At 52.2% G+C, this 19,285-nt stretch carries 13 protein-coding genes and 2 pseudogenes; 12 read left to right on the forward strand and 3 right to left on the reverse strand.

What is annotated here, in order from left to right:
• Position 1: 1 nt before the first annotated feature.
• From AAHB66_RS10715 to AAHB66_RS10740, 6 genes are all read left to right on the forward strand, one after another.
• On the forward strand, positions 2–1,396 hold the full coding sequence (locus AAHB66_RS10715) for a phage tail protein (protein WP_347116204.1): 1,395 nt from the start codon (positions 2–4) through the stop codon (positions 1,394–1,396).
• Entirely contained in the window at positions 1,359–3,671 is a 2,313-nt protein-coding gene (locus tag AAHB66_RS10720; RefSeq protein WP_347116205.1) for a DUF1983 domain-containing protein, read from the forward strand. The genes AAHB66_RS10715 and AAHB66_RS10720 overlap by 38 nt, the downstream gene beginning before the upstream one ends.
• Positions 3,668–4,630 carry a hypothetical protein gene (locus AAHB66_RS10725; protein ID WP_347116206.1) on the forward strand — a complete coding sequence of 321 codons (963 nt, stop codon included), beginning with the start codon at positions 3,668–3,670 and terminating at the stop codon, positions 4,628–4,630. Before AAHB66_RS10720 ends, AAHB66_RS10725 begins: the two co-directional genes overlap by 4 nt.
• A 71-nt stretch (positions 4,631–4,701) precedes the next feature.
• Positions 4,702–6,399 (forward strand): hypothetical protein, encoded by a 1,698-nt coding sequence (locus tag AAHB66_RS10730; protein WP_347116207.1) that lies wholly within the window; start codon positions 4,702–4,704, stop codon positions 6,397–6,399.
• Positions 6,399–6,701 (forward strand): hypothetical protein, encoded by a 303-nt coding sequence (locus tag AAHB66_RS10735; protein ID WP_347116209.1) that lies wholly within the window; start codon positions 6,399–6,401, stop codon positions 6,699–6,701. The genes AAHB66_RS10730 and AAHB66_RS10735 overlap by 1 nt, the downstream gene beginning before the upstream one ends.
• A gap of 9 nt (positions 6,702–6,710) precedes the next feature.
• Positions 6,711–7,715, forward strand: a complete 1,005-nt coding sequence (locus AAHB66_RS10740) for a tail fiber domain-containing protein (RefSeq protein WP_347116210.1) — start codon at positions 6,711–6,713, stop codon at positions 7,713–7,715.
• Positions 7,716–8,630: 915 nt separating this feature from the next.
• On the opposite strand, the pseudogene AAHB66_RS10745 reads toward AAHB66_RS10740, so the two are convergent.
• Positions 8,631–8,791 (reverse strand): annotated as a pseudogene (locus tag AAHB66_RS10745) (DinI-like family protein); the annotation flags it as partial.
• Between the two features lie 348 nt (positions 8,792–9,139).
• Between AAHB66_RS10745 and AAHB66_RS10750 the strand changes: the two are divergent.
• The 6 genes and pseudogenes from AAHB66_RS10750 (at position 9,140) to AAHB66_RS10775 (ending at position 16,604) form a co-directional block, all read left to right on the forward strand.
• Entirely contained in the window at positions 9,140–9,454 is a 315-nt protein-coding gene (locus AAHB66_RS10750) for a hypothetical protein (RefSeq protein ID WP_347116212.1), read from the forward strand.
• Positions 9,455–9,730: 276 nt separating this feature from the next.
• Entirely contained in the window at positions 9,731–10,669 is a 939-nt protein-coding gene (locus AAHB66_RS10755; RefSeq protein WP_347116213.1) for a hypothetical protein, read from the forward strand.
• Positions 10,670–11,362: 693 nt separating this feature from the next.
• Positions 11,363–12,658, forward strand: a pseudogene (locus tag AAHB66_RS10760) (MFS transporter); the annotation flags it as partial.
• A gap of 127 nt (positions 12,659–12,785) precedes the next feature.
• Positions 12,786–14,330 (forward strand): MFS transporter, encoded by a 1,545-nt coding sequence (locus AAHB66_RS10765; protein ID WP_347116214.1) that lies wholly within the window; start codon positions 12,786–12,788, stop codon positions 14,328–14,330.
• Positions 14,331–14,547: 217 nt separating this feature from the next.
• Positions 14,548–16,011 (forward strand): mannitol dehydrogenase family protein, encoded by a 1,464-nt coding sequence (locus AAHB66_RS10770; RefSeq protein ID WP_347116216.1) that lies wholly within the window; start codon positions 14,548–14,550, stop codon positions 16,009–16,011.
• A gap of 161 nt (positions 16,012–16,172) precedes the next feature.
• Entirely contained in the window at positions 16,173–16,604 is a 432-nt protein-coding gene (locus AAHB66_RS10775) for a universal stress protein (RefSeq protein ID WP_347116217.1), read from the forward strand.
• A 42-nt stretch (positions 16,605–16,646) separates the two neighbouring features.
• Here AAHB66_RS10775 and AAHB66_RS10780 read toward each other — a convergent pair whose 3' ends face one another.
• Positions 16,647–17,333, reverse strand: a complete 687-nt coding sequence (locus AAHB66_RS10780; protein WP_347116218.1) for a GntR family transcriptional regulator — start codon at positions 17,331–17,333, stop codon at positions 16,647–16,649.
• A 91-nt stretch (positions 17,334–17,424) separates the two neighbouring features.
• Positions 17,425–18,171 carry a bifunctional NADP-dependent 3-hydroxy acid dehydrogenase/3-hydroxypropionate dehydrogenase YdfG gene (ydfG, locus tag AAHB66_RS10785; protein ID WP_347116219.1) on the reverse strand — a complete coding sequence of 249 codons (747 nt, stop codon included), beginning with the start codon at positions 18,169–18,171 and terminating at the stop codon, positions 17,425–17,427.
• Between the last annotated feature and the right edge of the window lie 1,114 nt (positions 18,172–19,285).

The following is a 19,285-nucleotide window of genomic DNA, read 5'->3' on the forward strand; positions in this document are numbered from 1 at the left end:
TATGACCCGGTCCGTTAACGATCGCCTGCAGGATGAGACTATAGCGCATGGCCTGTATGTGACCCGCTACGGTAACGGCGTCGCCCGGCGCATGGTAACGCTGCTGAGTAAAATGGATGCTGACCTGGCGGCCAGGCTGCTGGTGCTGCTGGACGGCAAGCGCGCGGATACCTACAGTGCCCGCCGCCTGGCTTCTCTGCTGGCTGGCGTACGCGACCTGAACCAACAGGCCTACGAACCGGTCATTGATGCGCTGGCGCGGGAACTTACGCGCTACGTTGAATATGAGGCCGGGAAGCCAACGTATTCCAGCGGCAGCGAAAAGACACGATTCTCGAGCGCGCTGATTAACTTCAGCGACCCGGATAACCATTATCAGGACCGCACCACCGCGGTAATGTTTCCTGAGCTGGTGAAGCAGTTCAAATTCAAGCAGACGCAGCTGACGGCAATCGGGTGCACGCGCGAGAGCGAGGCGCAGCGCCGCGGCGGGTGGGCGGTTTATTCTAATTCACTGGACCGTATCATTACGCTGCAGACCGGGCTGGATGGCTTCGCCTATGTCCCTGGCACCGTATTTGCCTTCGCTGATGAGCGCGTTTCCGGGCGTGTTTATGGTGGCCGCCTCACGGACTATAACGCCGGGCTTAAAGCGGTAACAACCGATCGCGGTACCAGCGCTGTCGCGGGTGACACACTGATGATCCGCACCCAGGGCGGCATTGTGGAAAGCCGGGTTATACAGGCGGTCAACGGCACGCAGCTGATCGTGGCCACTCCGTTCACAGCAGCGCCAGCGCCAAACGCCGTATTCGTTATCGATGCCGGGCAGCTGCGCCTGCAGTATTTTCGTGTCACGAATCTGACCTTCAACGATGAAGAGAACACCTATTCCATTACCGGCGCGGAATACAATGCATCGAAGTATGATGCCGTCGACCACAATGCGCGCCTCGATATCCCGCCGATCAGCCTCATCCCCACGGGAGTTGTATCACAGCCCGGCAATATCGTGGTATCGAGTTACGAGTCGGTGCGCCAGGGCCAGCGCATAGCGACGCTGACTGCATCCTGGGATGTTCCGCTCGATAAAGCCGGTAAGCCGCAGGCCGATGTGATCGCCTATCAGGCTCAATGGCGCCGGAACGATAGCGAGTGGGTAAACGTCCCTCAGACTGGCCTTCGCAACATTGAGGTACCGGGCATTTTTGAAGGTGATTACCTGGTGCGAGTCCGGGCGATAAACTCAGGCGGGGCGTCCAGCCTGTGGGCAACGTCAACGCTGACACACCTCAAAGGCCGGGTGGGCGATGTTCCAAAGCCAGTTAATTTCCGTACCACGCCGTTGCTCTGGGGGGGTGCAGCTGGATTGGGATTTCCCTGCCGGCACTGGTGATACGCTGCAGACAGAAATTCAGTATTCCACGGTATCAACCGGCGCGAACCCGATGCTGCTGGCTGGCGTCCCGTATCCCCAGCAAATCTACCAGCAGCTTGGGCTAAAGGCAGGGGTAGGTTTCTGGTATCGGGCGCGGCTGGTGGATCGCACCGGCAACAAGTCGGCCTGGACTGACTTCATTCAGGGCAGCAGCAGCTCAACCGCCGCAGATTACCTGGTTGATATCGATAATCAGATTAAGCAGACCGACGCCTATAAGGACCTTGTTTCGGAAATTACGGATCTGGGTGACGATATCCAGTCAGCGCGCGACGACATCACCGCAGTTACGACAGAGTCGGCGGCGACTAAAACGGGCCTGGCGCAGGAAGTCACGGACCGTAAGAAAGCCATCACCGACGAGGCTACGGCGCGGGGGCAGGCGCTGCTGAACGAGAAGAACGAGCGCGTCGCGGATATCAGCAATGTCAACCAGACGATTCAGAGCAGCACCGAATCGCTGGCGCAGCAGATCGCGCAGGTGTCCGCAGGTACCGGCTCGCAGTTCGACCCGGCCAAAATCTGGTATTTCGATTCGACAGCAGAAGGCTGGACCGGTAACGGCACGCCGACCATTGTTGATGGCTGGCTCCGCCCGGCTAACCATGCCTCAGATCCGTACGTTACGTCTCCCGGCTCGCTGGCCATTACAGCAGCTGCGTATCGCTTCCTGAAGCTGCGCATCAAGAAAGTTGGTTCGCCTGCATGGACAGGGGAAATCCGCTGGCGCAACACGGCTGGTTTCAACGACACCAACCGGTTCGCAGTGGCCGAGCCTGCTTATAACTCTGACGGCGTCGCCACTCTTGAATGCGACGATATCCCATGGCTGGCTGATACCACGATTAACCAAATCCGCCTGGACCTGTCCAGCAAACAGGACGCGACAAACTATTACCTGATTGACTGGGTGGCGGTCGGACGGCCAACACCGGGTGCCGGGATGGCGGCGCTGCAGCAGGAGACGACAGCCCGTGTCACTGGCGACCAGGCGGAAGCCACGGCGCGCGAGACGCTGGCGACTCAGATCCGGGGCGGCTATGCCGGTGACGACCCGTCAAAACTGGCATCGGGTCTGCTGTACACCGAACGCCAGGCGCGCATCACGGCGCAGGAAGCGGAGGTGACAGAGCGGAAGAAACTGGAATCGACCGTTAACACTAACCAGGCATCTGTAACGCAGGAGCTGGCTACGCTGACAACTGAGCAGGAGGCTCAGGCCACCACGCTTTCCGGGCTGCAGACCACCGTTGGCAAAAACACCGGTGATATTACACGCATCGATAAAACGGTCGCTGATAACAACAAGGCGCAGACCACCGCCCTGGCTGCGGTTAAGGCCACCACTGACCAGAACACGGCGGACATCAGTACGGAAACCACGGCCCGTACGGATGGTGACAGCGCGCTGGGCCGCCGTATCGACAGCCTGAAGGTTGACGTGGACGGTAACACGGCCAGCCGGGACGCCGGTATTGTTGGCAACGTCACCAATGCGCTCGCCAACTTCACAGCGTTCTCGGATCAGCGCGTGACGTTTGCCGTTGGCGAAACGAAAACGATGGCCGAGATCACAGACGTCCGGAAAACCGCGGCGGATGCAACCAGTGCAGTGGCGGAGCAGGTCACCACGCTTAAGTCCACGGTAGAGCAAAACGGCCAGACCAACGCTGCAGCCATTACGCGCATTGATCGAACGGTTGCAGATCTGGAGAGCGCAACGGTGACAAGCATTCAGCAGGTGACGGCGTCTATTGGGCAAACCAACGCCAATGTCCAGACGACCAGCCAGGCTGTTGCAGATATCAATGGTAAGCTGAGCGCGCAGTGGGGCGTTAAAGTCCAGGTAGAGGCGAACGGCGTTAAACGCATCGCGGGTATCCAGCTGGGCATTGATGCCGCAGGCTCCTCTAACTTCCTCGTCAGCGCCGACACGTTTGCGGTTTATAACCCGACGACCACCGGGCAGGAACTGGTGTTTGCCGCCACCGGCGGGCAGCTGTTTTTGCGCTCGGTGTTCATCCAGGACGGGTCTATCGATAACGCCAAGATCGGTAACTTCATTCAGTCGGTCAATTATGTAGCAGGTTCTGCCGGGTGGCGGCTGGATAAGGGGGGCACGCTTGAAATGAACGGGAGCACTGGTGGCGGTCAGCTTAAAATCAATGCGGACAGGATTGTATTTTATGACGCCGCTAACAGGCCCCTGGTGGTAATGGGCAAACCGTTATGATGCAGATGTTTGTTGAGGGTACCGGCTTTGATGCGACCAACTCTATGGGGTTCACCTATGTTATTGATCACCTCGTCGTAAATGGTAGTGGCTCAAAAGCATATTCAGCTCCCGGTTTTGATCTTGCCGTTACGGCCATGAATAACACCCTGGCTAACAATGAGCAAAATAACACGATCACCGCATCAGTCTCAGGCAGCACACTGACATGGAACACCACTGTGCCGCTGCGGCTGATGGTGACAGCAACAGCAAAAACAGGCGCTGATACGACATACGCCGGGTTTGCTCTGTATCAGTACTCGTCTGGTGTGAAAACTGTAAAGCTCGCGCCTGACTTCACCCCTTTTGTGCTGGCGAACGTGATTGATATCGAGGCCGGTGCCAGAACTGTTGATACCGGTGTCCCTGTGGGAGCCGGTATTATGGTTTTCATGCGGAACCGCAATTACGAAGGAGGAGCACTTAGCCGATCCTTCTTTAACCAAATAGAAAGTGGGGGCACATATCAGCTGCAGTTCGCTAATGCGGGACAGAACCAGTATCCGACTAGGGCGTATATATTTGCAAAGGTATTGCCACCCATGCCTGCGGCAGGGTTCTACATGTACCGCGACGGGGTAATGGTGTGGCACAACAACTGCCTTCCCCTGGACGCAAAATTCATAACCCAGTCTTATATGGAGTCAGATCGACCGCTGGCAGTAACCACGGGAATTACCAGTTTTATGTATATCCCCCAGGATCCGGCACACCCGAGCTATGGATTTTCGAATTACACCTGCGCCGGTGCTGGTATCGCCAGTAATGGCCGATGGAGAACGAACAGCACGGAGGTTTATCAGTCAACGCTGGGAAGTGTAAGCCTGACAATAAAACCCTGGGTCGCGGGGTTGAGAGTTATGTATATCGACTGTGCCCCCTATGATAATTACTTCAGACAATCCCTTAAAAAGTAATCCCCTCTCTCAATTTCTCAGAACAACATAACCCAGCTCCGGCTGGGTTTTTCATTTTAAGGACATCATGAATGGCCACGATTGATGACGATTTAGCGAAATCCGTCACAGAGGGTTTTCGCCAGGCGCAAATTGATATCGTTAACCAGGACCTGATTTTATCTGGGACCGGTGACGTCACCGTAACTCTGGCCGACGGTTCGAAAAAAACCGGGCCCAGCTGGACGAAGCTGATCGCCGCTGCGAACGCGGCAGGAACCAGCGCTGCGGCAGCTGCAACGTCTGCGACAAATGCCAAAACGTCAGAGACGAACGCGAATTCGTCCAAAACTGCTGCTGCAACGTCTGCGACAAATGCCAAAACGTCAGAGACGAACGCCAAGACCTCAGAAACCAACGCGAAAACCTCGGAGACGAACGCTAAGACCTCAGAAACCAACGCCAAAACCAGCGAAACGAACGCCGCCGCATCACTGGCCGCTGCGCAGAAGCTGACGTCTGTACCCTATGAGGAGGCCCCGTTCCCTGATGTCTGGTTACCGCTCAATGATGACCTCCGCCTGCTGGCCGGATTTGCGCCTTACGACCGGTTGACTATTTCCGGGCAGATACTTGAGCTTCCAACAAAGTCCGCGACCCTTACCCGATCAACCGTCGGGACTTATTACGATAAATCGGGAACGATGAAGTTAGCCGATATTAACGAACCTCGTTTTGAACGTGACGGTTTATTGATGGAGGGGCAGAGTACAAACTTATATACCTACTCCGAGCAGTGGGGGGCGGGTTCGCGAGTTACTACAACAAACAACAGCGGTGACTCCCCTCGGGGCGATAAGACAATGGCGCTGATGGTGGAAGATACGGCAGGTAGTGAACATTATACCCAGGACCGCAATATTGTTTTAATAGCTGGTACAACATATTGTTATTCGGTATTTGTTAAAGCTCATACAAACCCACGACTGTTATATCTACGTATTGCCTCTGGAAGTACGTCCGGTGTCTTCTTTGACCCGGTGGCAGGGGCGTTTGTTGGGAGTGGTGGAGTGGGGTCTCAATATGTTGATCGTGGGTTTGACGTCCTCAGTAATGGTGTATATCGCGTATGGATGACATTTACCGCTGCGGCGAGTCAGAGTACCGTTTTCCGTCTGCAATTAGCGAAGGACGGTGTGACAGCAAGTTATACCGGGGATGGCGTGTCTGGTTTATATATTTGGGGGGCGCAACTGGAGGCTTTACCAAACGCCACTTCATATATTTCAACTGCCGCTGCTACTGTAACGCGCGGAAATGACCAGCTTGATTTACAACCACAAGGTAATATCGGATACGGAATCGTTGGGGACACTTTCGCCCGTACCTTAGCGTTGGAATTTACAGTGGATAAATTCGCAGTACCCACAACTGGCGTAGGTTATGTGGATTTTTTAGCAAATGTGGGAGCGCGTAACGATATTATTATTCGAGGTATTGCGGGCCAGTTAATTTCTTATCGGGGGTCGGGTGGGATAGCCATTGCAAATCTAACTTACCCATTTAACAAGAAAACATATGTACAGACTATTGATGTAGCCAACGATAATACAGTTACCGGTTACTTTGATGGTAAAAGCACCACGCGCTCTGGGCAAGCGCCTACCGGTCCAACATACTCCGGCACATCCATAAGATTTAATGGAAATTCTTTCGCTGTATACCACATTCGAAACTTCCGTATATGGCATCGCCTGTTGACTCTTAACCAAATTAATGGACTCCGCTAATGAGAGACTTATACCTGCGCTTTAATGACGCCGACGAAATGCGCACGCAATTAATCTCGGCGGGGTTTATGGATGATGAGGAGCAGGGCGGTTTATATCACCCGGATATCAGCCTGGATGTAATCGGCGTTATTGCCGTCCCCACTGAAATTAAAAATGCAGGGGAGGAAAAGGAAGTTATTACGTTCGTCAATGAGCCAGGCTACCACGCCAACCTTCGTGTGATGAATGACGAACTGGATTTATCATCCGTGCATGATTTCGTCGTTAACCCTAAAACACCGGCGCGCGTCTGGGCTTAAGGAAATAATATGACACTCAGAAATGATAATATCACCCTTACTGCGGCAGACGTAAAGGCGCTCAGCGCAGACGGTGGTACCGTAAATGGTAACGTGCGACTGTCCAACAAATTAGATAGTGCGACCGGAGCGACGGGTATCTTATATCAAGAGGCCAAGAATTCTGGAGGCACAGTCCTGGCTTCATCCAGGGCATATGCTGAGCGGCGAGCGGACGGCTACAACTGGTATACCCTGGCAGTGGCAAACCCCGCCAATACAGCTGAGGCATATTATGGTTTTCGCAGTGATGGGTACTTCACTATAGACGGCAGGATAAGCTCAGGCCCACCGAAAGCTACGGGTTGGTGGGATAGCATGCAACCGAGCGTAGCCGGCTGCTACATGAACATGACCACTGATGGTGGCGGTGTCGGTGCTATCACCGCCATGACATGGGGATATAGACATAACGGAGGCTATGAATTGCGGTCCTCCTGGTCAAATGTTGGCAACGGAACAACAAGATGGGCCCACACTGTTTTAACACAATTCGGTGATAACAGTTCTGCTGGCACTCGTTACTGGATGTTCGATCCGACTGGTGGGGACTTAAGCGTCAATGGCGGTGGCAGTTTTTCGGGTAATTATGTATTCCAGAAAGCGGCAACCTCCGATGCTACGTTAAAACACGACATTGCATATGACGACGGGAAAGCGTCCTACGATAACATCCGGAAGCTGAAACCCTGCACGTTCATATATAACGGTGACTACTTCGAACGTGTGCGCCGAGGGATCATTGCTCAGGACGCTTTACGGGATATTGACCGTGAATATGTGAAGCTGGTTCCTGCAGCGCCTGAGTTCGACGAAGAGGGAAATCGTTGTGATAAAGATGACACCCTGGCTCTTGATAATAACGTCATCCAGATGGATACGGCACTGGCGCTGCATCACGCGATTGCCAAAATCGAGACACTGACCATGCAGGTTGCGCAGCTGCAGTCTGAGGTTCAGGCGCTGAAAGCGTAACGGCATCAGGATGTTCAGCAGTAATTATCATCAACTGCAATTACGATCTCTCTGAAGAGAGAAAAAAGCCCGTACGGGAACGGGCACAAATCCCTTAGTTTTGTTATCAATCCCGCGTTCAGGACGCAGGTAGTTAACATATCGGCGGCATTAGCCATTACTTTAGGTAGGAAGCATTAGCGCTTCGTTTAAAATCATCTAAATTTAATGAAGGTGAATCCCCCCTGTGCGGCGGGGCAATCCAGTTGATGTTCGTGTAAATATGCTTGCGGCCCGTATGACTGGTAACGAGCCACCGGGAGGCACCCGGCACCTAGATCACAGTAAGCTGTATGTTTGTGCTGATAACCTTTGCCTGCTCAAGCGGCAGGCCTTTTTTTAAGACCTTGATAAGGAGTTTCTCATGGCAAATGTTGCGCTTTTAGCTGGTTTGTTTGTGCTTATCGTGTCGGGTCTTGTCGGTCTTTCAAGGGCTTTATTAAATATCTGGTGCGGTCCGGAACAACCTTAAAACCATTCAGGACGACGTCTGCCAAGATCCGACTATCTGTATTGTCCTGGCCATTGGTAAGGAGCCAGAGGCATAATAATAAAAAATATTTAAGTGATGTTCTTTTGGATACAACGGAAAGTTTATGAGGCTGGTCCAGCCAACAGTGCGGAGGCGAAAGAGCTGTTATGAAATTCATCTGTCCTGTATGCAGAAGCAACCGGTTCTTTTTCACTTCTTTTAATCCCGTGCAAAACCTGCCACATGACGCGGTACGTTCCGTATGCGGAACCCGGCTTACTAAACGCTCCATCGTTCCAACGCCGCGCAGAAGGCGCTGGCCTAAACAAGTGGTTTAGCCCTTTTGTGACATGAAGCAGTGTCCGGCCACCACTACATCTCTGGGCCTTACAAAGCTCAATCCGCTACCAGCACATGTCGGCCTCTTCAAACATCTCTTCCAGCATGTGATTCAGCTTTTCCCAATCACTCTTGCTGGCATCGCTGTTTAAGCCGTTCGCCTACAGCTGCTTCACCTTTACTTCTGTCTCCAAAAGGATCAATGCACTCGCTTGGTCAATTCTGCAGAACAGCCGGATATTCAGCAGTAATTATCAATAGGCAGGGCTTTCTTGATCTGCACTCTCTTTAAAACTACTGTATGAATGCACAGTAATAATAAATGAGAGGTCACCATGCCCCGCCAATCAGACATTAACTCGGCTTTCCACGCTGCTATTCAGCTTAACCCCAAAGGTTACCAATGCCTGCGGTCTTCTGACTTCGTTCGGGAGCTGGCGAAGGTTCACCATCATTTCACCCTGGTCGATGCCAACGAGTGGATAGAGTTCTATCAAACTGGGTTCGTAGACAAGACTCCGGACGATAGCGAGAACCGATACTGGATCTTGCGCACTATGGGGCAGGTGTTCTGATGGGCTTCGTATCTCCAGCCACCGATTATGTCGAGCAGCGTTTATCCCCGGTGAGTATCTGCACCACAAACGAAAGCCGAATCCTGGAAACTTCATCAGGGTTTGCAGTTATCGAACCGGTCACAAGGTTGGTTCAGGGGCAAGTTCTACTGATCCTCAGTTGTGGCAAGACGCAGTTCGCAATTTTCAGAGGTAAGGCGTTAATAACTGACGACGGCGAGGCAATCGAGGGGGCAGCAGCGGAAGAGGTCGAGGTTATGGGGCGGGTTACATTCTTCATCAATAGTACAGACGAGGGTGACAGGCCGGTGTAAGGTGCCGCTCATATATGCCCGGTCAAGAGCCAAACGATGGATCCTCATACGAAGCAGCGACTATTTTTCTTATTTTACATGACTTTCACAGAATAGTTCGAGACCTATGTCTTTAAAGCTTAAACTGAATGATGTTATTGTGATTAAGATATTTTCGACAATGGTATCTGCGGATCGGTAGGACTTAACCTAAATTAAAATGTGTCAATGTACACGTTCGCATTTACCTTTAACGATAATTAATAGCACTGCACTTCTCTGAGGGTTGTTACAGAAATGGACGAACTTAAATCAAATTCAGTTTCAGGCCGCGATTATAATCCCGTCTACGCATCTGCCTCTTCGGGCGATGTTGACGCCCAAATTAAACTCGGAAAAATGTACCGTGACGGCGACGGAGTTGAAAAGGACGGTAAAAAGGCCGTTGAGTGGCTGACAAGAGCTGCAGAACAGGGTAGGTCAGATGCCCATTACTTTTTGGCTGTCATATATGCAACGGGAAACGGAGTCCCTCTGAGCTATTCAAAAGCCCTGGAGTGGTTCAAATTTCCGTTAGATCAGGGCGACTCGGATACTCAGGTTTACGTGGGGTGGCTACACGAAAATGGATTTGGGGTTCCTAAAGATAATTCAAAAGCTGCGGAATATTACGCACTTGCGGCAGAACAGTGTAATAGCTCTGCCCAATATTATCTAGGCACCTTTTACGAGCATGGATTAGGTGTGCCCAAAGATGAAAATAAGGCATTCGAATACTATACATTGTCTGCGCAACAAGGGGATAGCGATGCCCAGGCGAATTTAGGGGCAATGTACATTGCCCGTCATGACTATGAAAAAGGCAAAGACTATCTTCGCATGGCTGGTGAGAATGGCAACCAAAGGGCTCTTGAAACGCTAAAGAAAATTGAAGCAGTTCAAGAAAAACATAGAATCGAAGACAGTGTCAGGAAAATCACCTGTCCTTTCTGCGGCAAGAAAAGCGTTTGGAAGGCAAAATTTTGCCACGGCTGCACAGCCCGGATTACGTACGAACCTATAAGAGAATATGAATGGATAGGTATAGGTCTCGGTATTATTTTCGCTGTAGTTGGTATTGCAATCGATCCGAATCATATCGGCATGGTACTATTTTATGCCTTCATTATATGGTGGCTATCCATCATGCTCGGTAAATTTTTTGGTAAACAAAGAGCCATGTTCAGCAAAGACTAAGTCTTCGGCCTCACAAATCGATTTTATTTTCCTCTGATTTGAGCAGTGAGTTGCAAGCTGGCAAAATTTCTGAAGTAAAATTTGTTGCTCTAAGACAACAAGTAAAAACTTACTGAGCGTAAATGTGCGCCACGTTTTTCGTCGTCACTGTGCCAGCGAGAAAAGATCCCAGCCGTGAAGGTTCCCTCTTCGCGGCTTCTTTTCAGGAAAATGTCGAGACGCCCGAACAACGAAATTTTCTTGAATAGTAGATCGTCTTCATGACCAAAATGGAGCGAGACAAACCTTTTCTTGTTGACGTGTATTTTGCGTCCACTTTTGGCACAAAACGTCCTACCGGAAGCGCTACAGTTGAAGACCTAATCCGCAACCATTCACATATCGATCTCTTCAAACATCATTTATAAAATGCGTTTCAGTTTTTCAAGGTAGCTTTTACTGGCATCTCTGTTTAAGCCGTTCGTTTGCATCGATTTGCCCGGCTGTCGAACGCAGTTCACTAAGCTCAGAGGCAAGGCATTAATCACGGATGATGGCGTGGTGTGCTGTTATATTGGGGCATGGATGGGGCATAAAAGTACCGCAGGTGATATGCAAAAGAACAAATGGATGCATTTCACGAGCGGCAAGTTACTGTTAAATACTCAGGAATTAAGGACAATCCCACAAAGACCCGTCACAGCGCTTTAAATCATGGACTTCCAGCTTTACTCGCTGGGCGCAGCATTAGTGTTTCACGAGATTTTCTTCCCGGAACAGTCGGCGGCGATGGCGCTGATTCTGGCGATGGGGACCTACGGCGCGGGCTATATTGCCCGTATCGTCGGGGCCTTTATTTTCGGCAAAATGGGCGACCGCGTGGGGCGTAAAAAGGTGCTGTTTATCACCATCACCATGATGGGAATCTGTACCACCCTGATCGGCGTGCTGCCGACCTATGCGCAGATTGGTATCTTCGCCCCGGTGCTGCTGGTGACGCTGCGTATAATCCAGGGCCTCGGCGCTGGCGCAGAAATCTCCGGCGCGGGCACCATGCTGGCGGAATACGCGCCGAAAGGGAAACGCGGCATCATCTCCTCGCTGGTGGCGATGGGCACTAACTGCGGGACCCTCAGCGCCACCGCGATCTGGGCGGTAATGTTCTTCGCTCTCGACCGCGAAGAGCTGTTGGCCTGGGGTTGGCGCGTGCCGTTCCTCGCCAGCGTGGTGGTGATGATCTTTGCCATCTGGCTGCGTATGAACCTCAAAGAGAGTCCGGTATTCGAGCAGGTCAACGCTGAAGAAGCGCCGGTGCAGGCTGCGGCTCAGGAAAGCACCGTCGGGGCGATGGTAAAAAGCAAGTCGTTCTGGCTGGCAACCGGGCTGCGTTTCGGCCAGGCGGGTAACTCCGGTCTGATCCAGACGTTCCTTGCCGGTTATCTGGTGCAGACGCTGCTGTTTAATAAAGCTATCCCGACCGACGCCTTAATGATCAGCTCTATTCTCGGCTTTATTACCATTCCGCTGCTGGGCTGGTTGTCAGATAAATACGGCCGTCGTCTGCCTTATATTCTGCTGAATATTTCCGCCATTATTCTGGCTTACCCGATGCTGTCGATTATTGTCGATAAATCGAATACGCCGGGCGTGATCATGACCTCGATTATCGTGATCCACAACTTTGCGGTGCTGGGCTTGTTTGCTCTGGAAAATATCACCATGGCCGAGATGTTCGGTTCACGTAACCGCTTCACCCGGATGGCGATTTCGAAAGAGGCGGGCGGTCTGGTGGCGGTCGGTTTTGGTCCGGTACTGGCAGGGATCTTCTGCAACATGACCGGCTCCTGGTGGCCTATTGCGGTGATGGTGGTGGTCTACTCCGTTATCGGCCTGGTCTCAGCCCTGCTGATGCCGGAAGTGCGGGACCGCGACCTGAGCATCCTGGAAGATGCCGCAGAGGACAAATCTGCCGCGATAGGTATTAACAACAAACATCGCGCTATCTCCTGACGCCTGATGACTCTCCTGCCAACGCAGGAGAGTCTTTTTTTTACCCCTCTCATAAAACAACGCTATTACGCACCATCTCAGGGAAGCATCGGGAATTAACTGGATTTTTTTCAGGTAAGGAAACTGTATGTCTCGTGCAAAGAAAAACATCACCATTCCGGTGAGTATTGGATACGGATTGACCGATATTATGGGCGGCGGTGCCTTTACCGTTATCGGCGCCTGGCTGTTATTTTTCTACACCACCTTTGTGGGCTTATCCCCGATGGAAGCGGCATCCATTGTCGCCATCGCCCGTATTGTCGACGCGGTAGTCAGCCTCTTTATGGGCAGCTTAACCGACCACTTTTATAAGAACTACTTTGGTAAGAAATTTGGCCGTCGGCGCTTTTTCCTGCTGATCGGTGCGCCGCTGATGCTGGTCTACGCCTTGCTGTGGCTCGACGGCATGAGTTACGGGTTTTACCTGGCAGTCTATCTGGCGTTTGAAATTATTGCCGCCATGGTGCTGATCCCCTGGGAAACGCTGCCGTCGGAGATGACCAAAGAGTTTAACGGCCGCACCAAACTGTCCACCTGCCGCATGTTCTTGTCGGCCTCCGGCACCTTCCTGGCAACTTTTATCCCCGGACTGCTGATCGGCTATTTTGGCGAGCAGAGCGCCAGTGCCTATCTGATTAACGGCGTGATCTTCGCGGTGCTGTTCATGATCTGCGTCTTTATCTCGTGGAAAGTGACCTGGGAGCGGGAGATCACCCCGGAGATGCAGGCGGAGCTGGAAAAGTCAGCCATGCCAACCAGCTTCTCTGACAAGCTGCGAATGGTTGTTGAGCTGTTTAAATCCTACGCCTCGACGCTGAAAATCCGCGCCTTCAGAAAGCATCTGGCTATCTATCTGCTGTCGTTCACCGGCAAAGACGTCTACAACACCGTGTTTGTCTTCTTCTGCGTCTACTGCCTGAACGTCTCGTCATCGCTGGCGGGAAGCCTGCTGTCGATGAGTATCGTCGGCCTGCCGGTGACGCTGATTGCCGGATTTGGGATCATTAAATACGGCCCGGCCCGGCTGTACGTTTTCGCCTATCTGGTGATGATGCTGTGCCTGGGCGGTTTCCTGGCGGTGTACCAGATCCCTGCGCTGAATACCGTGTTCACGCTGTTCCTGCTGGCCGGGCTGTATCAGGTGGGCCGCTGCGTGCTGGAGTTTACTCCGTGGAACGTCTTCCCCTTCATTCCTGATATTGACGAAATGGTCAGCCGTCAGCGCCGGGAAGGGCTGTTTGCTGCGGTAATGACCTTCTCGCGTAAAACCACGGTTGCCATCGCCACCTTTGTGGTCGGTTTTCTGCTACAAAGCGGCGGCTTCGTGAAGGGGAGTCAGGTCCAGCCGCCGGAAGCGATTCACACGATCGCCATGCTGATGTTTATCGGCACCGCCGGGCTGCTGATCCTCGCCCTCTGGCAGGCTCTGACCTTCCGTCTGAACAAGCAGACCCACCAGATCTTCGTGGAAGAGGTCGAGCGCCTGCGGGCCAATGGTGCTAAAGCGGCGGTTGAACCCCAGGTGCGGCGCATCGTGGAGGATCTGACCGGCCATGACTACGACACGCTCTGGACGGATCCGACGCCAGCCACAGAGCAGCCGCGTGAAAGCATCACCACTGCCGGGTGAGTGGTTTACAGCATTTTAAGGCTGTCACACAACTTGCAGTTGGTGTCACACCAGATGGTGAAAAGTTAACGTAAATCAATATCGACATATCAACAATCAGTATGGTTAACGGCAGAGAATTATTTATGCCATCTACCATTCTAGTTGGGTTAGTAAGACGGGCAGGAGAGTCACTCCGGCCCGGATCCATCGCTTAATCACATTAATGAGTACTATCATGAAAAATCCGTTATTACATGCGCAAGCTACGCTTCCTCACTACAACCGCGATGCCCTGCAGTCGCGCATCGTGCATCTGGGTTTTGGCGCTTTCCATCGTGCCCATCAGGCGGTCTATACCGATATGCTGGCAGCTGACCACGGCAGCGACTGGGGATACTGCGAGGTCAACCTGATTGGCGGTGAGCAGCAGATCGCGGACCTTAAGGCTCAGGATAACCTCTACACCGTCGCCGAAATGTCAGCCGATGCCTGGACGGCGCGGGTGGTTGGGGTGGTGAAAAAAGCGCTGCATGCTCAGGTGGATGGGCTGGAAGCGGTGCTGGCGGCCATGTGCGAACCGCAGGTGGCAATCGTCTCGTTGACTATTACCGAGAAAGGCTATTGCCACGCACCGGCGACAGGGCAATTAATGCTGGATCATCCTATGATCGCCGCCGATCTGCAAAACCCACATCAGCCGGTTTCTGCCGTGGGCGTGGTGGTGGAGGCTCTGGCGCGGCGTAAAAATGCCGGTCTGCCAGCCTTCACCGTGATGTCCTGCGACAACATGCCGGAGAACGGCCACGTGATGCGCAATGTCACCTGCGCCTATGCCCGGGCAGTTAGCGCCGAACTGGCCGACTGGATCGAAGCCAACGTTACCTTCCCGTCCACCATGGTCGACCGTATTGTCCCTGCCGTCACCGCCTACACGCTGAGCAAAATCGAGCAGATCACCGGCGTGCGCGATCCTGCAGGGGTGGCCTGCGAGCCGTTCCGTCAGTGGGTCATTGAAGATAACTTCGTTGCCGGACGTCCGGCCTGGGAGAAAGCGGGGGCCGAGCTGGTGGCCGACGTGATCCCGTTCGAAGAGATGAAGCTGCGCATGCTCAACGGCAGCCACTCGTTCCTGGCCTATCTGGGCTATCTGGCGGGCTACCAGCATATCAACGACTGCATGGAGGACGCCAACTACAAGCGCGCCGCCCACGCGCTGATGCTCAACGAGCAGGCCCCGACGCTGAAAGTCACCTGGGTGGACCTGGCCCGTTACGCCGATCTGCTGATCGAACGCTACAGTAACCCGGCGTTGCGCCACCGTACCTGGCAGATCGCCATGGACGGCAGCCAGAAACTGCCCCAGCGTATGCTGGACTCCGTGCGCTGGCACCGGGTGCATCAGAAGCCTTTCCCGCTGCTGGCGCTGGGCATTGCCGGCTGGATGCGCTATGTCGGCGGTGTGGATGAAGGTGGCGAGGCTATCGAAGTGTGCGATCCGCTGCTGCCGGTGATCCAGGCGGCAGTGCAGGGCAGTGCGGAAGGCGAAAGTCGCGTGAAAGCCCTGCTGGGTATCGAGACCATTTTCGGCCAGGAACTCCCGCACGACAGTGTCTTCGTTGATGCGGTAATGAACGCTTACGCTGCGTTGCTGAAAAACGGGGCGAAAGCCACAGTGGCACAGTACGCCGCGCAGATCTAATGCCCCCCACATGCCGTCGTTCGCGGCGGCATGATCTTATATTCACACTTCTTTACCTGTACCGCTTATTTCCTGACCCTGCCGTTTAACCTTCGTTTGATAAACTCATGTCACTCTGAATATCGTTAATAAACATATTATCGATATAAGGAGAAAGGCCTATGTATAAGAAAATTTTGATGCCTGTCGATGTATTTGAAATGGATTTAAGTGACAAGGCTGTGCGCCATGCCGCCTTTCTGGCGCGGGCGGATAATGCCGAAATTACCTTGTTGAATGTGCTCCCGGTCAGCAGTCGCGCCATGCTGCGCGGTTTCTCCTCGGATATTGTGAAATTCGAGGCCTATATGACCGAGGAGTCCAACAAAAAAATGAATGAATTAAAGCGGCTCTTTGATATTCCGCATGACACTATTCATACCGCGGTGCGTTTTGGTAGCGTACGCGATGAAATTATCGCGATGAGTGCTGAAGGGGAGTTCGATATTATTGTTATCGGCTCGAAAAAGCCGGGCGTAACAACGCATCTGCTGGGCTCGAACGCCGAATCGGTATTACGCTATGCCAAAATTCCGGTATTAGTGGTGCGCTAATTCAATTGCCGCATCCCGGGCATTCGACAGGATGCGGAACTCTTACTCTTCGCTAAACCAGTCGCTGTTTTCCTGACGAATTAACTGTACCGATTCGCCAATTTCCTGCAGATGCAGAGTCATCGCTTTTTCGACCGCATCGGCGTCGCGCTTTTCCAGCGCGCTGAAAATATCATGATGCTGACGTAGCAACATCTCCGGCGGCGAGACGTGGTCAAGGCTCATATAGCGCACCCGGTCGATGGTCGCCTTGATGTTCTCGATGGTATCCCACGCCAGCTGACAGCCGGCAATCTGCGCCAGCTTCTGGTGAAATTCGTCGTCGAGCAGGAAAAAATCATTCAGCTGTTTACGTTCAATGGCGATGCGCTGCTGATGGAGGTTTTGCTCCAGCTGATAGCACTGCTTATCGTCGATCAGGCTTGCCGCACGACGCACCACGGCGCACTCGATGGCCTGGCGGACAAAGCAGCCATTCTGCACCTGGGTGAGGGAGATCTTATTCACGTAGCTGCCGCGCTGAGGGCGGATCTGAATCAGGCCGTTTTCGGCCAGCTTAATAAAGGCTTCGCGAACCGGCTGGCGGGAGACATCAAAGCGGACCGACACCTCTTTTTCAGAAAGCGGAGTTCCCGGCGGGATCAGACAATGCACAATGTCGCTGCGCAAAATACGGTAAATCTGCTGATTAACGGGTTGGGTCGGATTGAGTTGCGATTCAGCGGCCATTGGATGTGATTTCTCAGAGAATTAACCGGTAAATACTACCATTCTTTTGCCGGGCATCCCAGACCTGGCCCGCAGGCCAGGTTCGGAAAGATCATCCGCGATGGACGCTCAGACCGGCAAAGCTCTGGCTGACCGGCATCATCTCAACGGTGTTGATGTTGACGTGCTTCGGCAGGGTGGCCACCCACCAGACGGCTTCGGTGACATCGTCCGGCGTCAGGGCGGTAGTGTTTTCGTAGGTTTTGCCTGCTTTGTCATCATCGCCTTTGAAGCGCACGTTGGAGAACTCCGTTCCGCCAACCAGGCCCGGCTCGATATCCGTTACGCGGAGAGCGGTGCCGTGCAGATCGGTGCGCAGATTCAGGCTGAACTGACGCACAAAGGCTTTCGTGGCGCCGTAAACGTTGCCGCCCGCGTAAGGCCAGCTGCCCGCGGTGGAGCCGATATTAATCACATGCCCGCGGTTACGCTCAACCATGCCCGGCAGTACGGCGCGGGTCATATAGACCAGGCCTTTGTTGTTGGTGTCGATCATCGTTTCCCAGTCTTCGACGCTGGCTTTGTGTGCAGGCTCAAGGCCCAGCGCCAGCCCGGCATTGTTGACCAGCACGTCGATGTCGCGCCACTCAGCCGGCAGGTTAGCAATCATCTCTTCAATGGATGCACGGTTACGCACGTCCAGCTGCGCGGTCAGGATGCTCTCTCCAAGCTCCTCTTTCAGCTCCTGCAGACGCTCCTGACGACGGCCGGTGGCAATCACCTTATGCCCGTTGGCGACGAAGCGACGCGTGATGCTTTCACCAAAACCCGCTGTCGCCCCGGTAACTAAAATTATCATCAAGTTCCCCCCTAAAATCTAATCATAAAGCCTTATGAATCATGCAATTATGAAGTCATTGGCACGTTATAATCAAAGTTACTCATTAGAGATTGAGTAACTTAGTGAAATTGCAGCGTTCCAGACCCACGCAGTAACCTTTAGATGTTTAACCGAATGGCTTTTTACATTGAAGAAACAGATAAAAAAGTAGCGGAACACTATGATACAGATGCACTGTAGCTATAAAAGAAAAGGGCGTCTACATCTAACGGGATGGCAATTCTGACCGGCAATCGTGAAAGGTGATCGGTACGCAGGGCGTGGAAAACACAGTAAGCGGTGATGAGGCTTTCGAATGTTACGCTTATACATCTGTCGAGTATGAGAGAAAACTTAGAGCGTCATGGGGCTTTTTGGCGCATTTCAGATAACACCTGTTGCCTAAGTAAAGTATCAAGAAAAAATGCTGTTTTTGGATATCATTGTAAATATTATCGTTGTTTTTTCTGAAACAGAATGTACCCAGAAGTTGGATATTATTAGTTATGGCAATAACAATGATTTTAGAAAGGTAAGTTATGGGATAAGTATGATAACGTCCACTTTTCAACAAAGATGCATATTATCGGGAGGGAAAGTAACTCATAATGCAATTTTTTCTGTCATTATACTTCCAAATATAAGTCCGGCCAATATTGTGGCTGTATAAATTCATTGTGACTCTGAAATGATTATTATCGCTATGGTTCAAATAAAAGCACAAGAATCAGGTGCTTATATTTTATTGTTAATTATTGGATATTATTAAAGTGCATGAAAGTGACGGGGCGCAATGTTTACATTATAAAATTATCGATTGAAATTTTTTCAGTCAATAATCATGGTGACTGACCTTAAATTTCATGTTATGTTTTTTGAGAAAGTGGCTTGTTTTTCTATTTAATTGAGAAAGTGTTGCGCGTTGCAGTGCAGGAAAAATTGGATAATCCGGAGGGATTATTTTTGGGGGCTACCAAGGGTTCCATGCTCAATTTGAAAAACTCATAGTGGTCGCAATTAAAGAAAAATCGAGCCATGGAAAAGCGTTGCAATGTTTTTATCGAAAGGACTGTAATAGACCAAAGAGGAAAGG

The sequence above is a fragment of the Leclercia sp. S52 genome, from assembly GCF_039727615.1.
Taxonomy (GTDB): domain Bacteria; phylum Pseudomonadota; class Gammaproteobacteria; order Enterobacterales; family Enterobacteriaceae; genus Enterobacter; species Enterobacter adecarboxylatus_B.

Bases quoted from the DNA above. Each gene is read 5' to 3' on its own strand.
- AAHB66_RS10750 (WP_347116212.1), top strand. From the start codon at position 9,140: ATGGGCTTCGTATCTCCAGCCACCGATTATGTCGAGCAGCGTTTATCC.
- AAHB66_RS10755 (WP_347116213.1), top strand. From the start codon at position 9,731: ATGGACGAACTTAAATCAAATTCAGTTTCAGGCCGCGATTATAATCCC.
- AAHB66_RS10775 (WP_347116217.1), top strand. From the start codon at position 16,173: ATGTATAAGAAAATTTTGATGCCTGTCGATGTATTTGAAATGGATTTA.
- AAHB66_RS10780 (WP_347116218.1), bottom strand. From the start codon at position 17,333: ATGGCCGCTGAATCGCAACTCAATCCGACCCAACCCGTTAATCAGCAG.
- AAHB66_RS10735 (WP_347116209.1), top strand. From the start codon at position 6,399: ATGAGAGACTTATACCTGCGCTTTAATGACGCCGACGAAATGCGCACG.
- AAHB66_RS10770 (WP_347116216.1), top strand. From the start codon at position 14,548: ATGAAAAATCCGTTATTACATGCGCAAGCTACGCTTCCTCACTACAAC.
- AAHB66_RS10765 (WP_347116214.1), top strand. From the start codon at position 12,786: ATGTCTCGTGCAAAGAAAAACATCACCATTCCGGTGAGTATTGGATAC.
- AAHB66_RS10725 (WP_347116206.1), top strand. From the start codon at position 3,668: ATGATGCAGATGTTTGTTGAGGGTACCGGCTTTGATGCGACCAACTCT.
- AAHB66_RS10740 (WP_347116210.1), top strand. From the start codon at position 6,711: ATGACACTCAGAAATGATAATATCACCCTTACTGCGGCAGACGTAAAG.
- AAHB66_RS10715 (WP_347116204.1), top strand. From the start codon at position 2: ATGACCCGGTCCGTTAACGATCGCCTGCAGGATGAGACTATAGCGCAT.
- ydfG (WP_347116219.1), bottom strand. From the start codon at position 18,171: ATGATAATTTTAGTTACCGGGGCGACAGCGGGTTTTGGTGAAAGCATC.
- AAHB66_RS10730 (WP_347116207.1), top strand. From the start codon at position 4,702: ATGGCCACGATTGATGACGATTTAGCGAAATCCGTCACAGAGGGTTTT.